Below are 2386 nucleotides of genomic sequence, written 5' to 3' on the forward strand. Positions count from 1 at the left end.
CGAGTGCGCCTGGTCGACGCGGAGTTCGGGCCGATGCCGCTTTCCACGCTCGTCGATGAGGCCCTGAGCGATAATCCGGATTTCGTCCTGATCGGCCATTCCGGCTCGACTTCGGCGCATCCGACCGCGCTGCGGATCGCGGAAATGATCAAGGCCCGCGCGCTAGGGGTCGTCATCCTCTATGGCGGCGTCTTCCCGACCTATCACTGGCGCGACGTGCTCGCCGCAACGGACGTCTTCGACTTCATCGTGCGCGGCGAGGGTGAGGCGACCGCGCTGGCGCTGGTCGAGGCGCTGGAAAGGCGCCGGCCGGTGTCGGGTGTCGCCGGCATCGCCTATCGCGACGATTGCGGCCGACCCTTCGCGACGCCGCCTGCGATGACAATTGCCGATCTCGACGCCTGCCGCGTCGGCTGGGAGCTGATCGACCATGGCCGCTACAGCTATTGGGGCGGCAAGCGCGCCGTGGTCATGCAGTTCTCGCGCGGCTGTCCGCATCTGTGCAACTATTGCGGCCAGCGCGGCTTCTGGACCCGCTGGCGACATCGCGACCCGGTCAGCTTCGCCAGGGAGATCGCCTGGCTGCACCGCGAGTATGGCGTCGAACTGGTCAATCTGGCCGACGAGAACCCCACCTCCTCGAAGAAGGCTTGGCGCGCCTTTCTCGATGCGATGATCGCCGAGAACGTGCCGGTGCTGATCGTCGGCTCGACGCGCGCCGACGATATCGTGCGCGATGCCGATATCCTGCACCTTTATCGCAAGGCCGGCGTCATCCGCTGGCTGCTCGGCATGGAGAACACCGACGAGGCCACACTGTCGCTGATCCGCAAGGGCGGCAGCACCAAGTCCGACCGCGAGGCGATCCGGCTGCTTCGCCGGCACGGCATATTGTCCATGGCGACCTGGGTCGTTGGCTTCGAGGATGAGGGTTTTCGCGATCTCTGGCGCGGCTTTCGCCAGCTCATCGCCTATGATCCCGACCAGATCCAGGCGCTCTATGTGACGCCGCATCGCTGGACGCCGTTCTTCCGCATCGCCAAGGATCGCAGGGTGATCCAGAAGGACGTCCGGCTCTGGGACTACAAGCACCAGGTGCTGCATATGACCCGGCTGAAGCCGTGGATGCTGTTCTTCGCCGTCAAACTGATCGAGCTTGCCGTGCAGTCACGGCCGAAAGCGCTGGCGCGCGTCCTTTTCCATCCGGACCCAGAGCAGCGGCATTCGATGCGTTGGTACACCAATATGGGCCGCCGCGTCTGGTTCCGCGAGGTCTGGGGTTTTCTGGTGCGGGACCGCCGCGTGGCCGCGGGCCCGACGCTTGCCGAATTCTGGGGCGCGCCGCAGGACGCCGATGAGGAATCGATGGTCTTTCAGCACTCGGCGCGAAAGCCGACCCTGCCCGTCGCGGAAGATAAGCGGGTCGCGGAAAGCAGAAGGCTAGCCGGCTAAATAACGATCAGCGTGCCGGCCCCGTGCTCGGTGAACAGCTCGAGCAGCACCGAATGCGGCGTTTTGCCGTTGAGGATGACCACGCCCTCGACGCCGCGCTCGATCGCCTCGATGCAGGTCTCGACCTTCGGGATCATGCCGCCCGATATCGTGCCGTCCTTGATCAGCGCCTTGGCCTCGCCGACCGTCAGCTCGTCGATCAGCTTCTTGTTCTTGTCGAGCACGCCGGGCACGTCGGTCAGGAACAGCAGGCGCGAGGCGCGGCAGGCGCCGGCGATGGCGCCGGCAAAAGTATCGGCGTTGATGTTGTAGGTATGGCCGTCGCGGCCGGGCGCCACCGGCGCCAGCACCGGGATCATCTCGGAACGGGCCAGCAGGTCGAGCAGCGTGCGGTCGACCTCGACCGGCTCGCCGACGAAACCGAGATCCAGCACCCGCTCGATGTTCGAATCCGGGTCGATCATGGTCTTGCGCGCCTTTTCGGCGAAGACCATGTTGCCGTCCTTGCCGCAGAGACCGATCGCCCATTCGCCTTCGGCGTTGATCAGCGCCACGATTTCCTTGTTGATCGAGCCGGCCAGCACCATCTCGACGATCTCGACCGTCTTCTGGTCGGTGACGCGCAACCCGCCCTCGAACTTGGATTCGATGCCCATCTTGTTGAGCATGGCGCCGATCTGCGGCCCGCCGCCGTGGACGACAATCGGGTTGACGCCGGACTGTTTGAGCAGCGCGATGTCGCGCGCAAAGGCCTTGCCGAGCTCGTTGTCGCCCATGGCATGGCCGCCATACTTAACCACCACCGTCTTGTTCTCGTAGCGCTGCATATAAGGAAGCGCGCGCGAGAGCAGCGCGGCCTGCATTTCGGCGTTGGCGGCGATGTCCGTCATCGGTGCTTTTCCCTAGGTGGCAAGGATGGCGGGCGTCTTAGCGG

2 protein-coding genes are annotated in these 2386 nt (G+C 65.0%); one reads left to right on the plus strand and one right to left on the minus strand.

Annotated features, from left to right (window positions below):
* Positions 1-1452, plus strand: a 1452-nt coding sequence (bchE, locus tag EOA60_RS29025) for a magnesium-protoporphyrin IX monomethyl ester anaerobic oxidative cyclase (protein ID WP_128312328.1), incomplete at its 5' end; no start/stop codon positions are given.
* Here the strand turns inward: bchE and argB are convergent.
* Entirely contained in the window at positions 1449-2342 is an 894-nt protein-coding gene (argB, locus tag EOA60_RS29030; RefSeq protein WP_095825488.1) for an acetylglutamate kinase, read from the minus strand. The genes bchE and argB overlap by 4 nt on opposite strands.
* Between the last annotated feature and the right edge of the window lie 44 nt (positions 2343-2386).

This window comes from Mesorhizobium sp. M1A.F.Ca.IN.020.06.1.1 (assembly GCF_004023265.1).
Classification (GTDB): Bacteria; Pseudomonadota; Alphaproteobacteria; order Rhizobiales; family Rhizobiaceae; genus Mesorhizobium.

Coding starts and splice junctions, on each gene's coding strand:
- argB (WP_095825488.1), bottom strand. CDS start 2,342: ATGACGGACATCGCCGCCAACGCCGAAATGCAGGCCGCGCTGCTCTCG.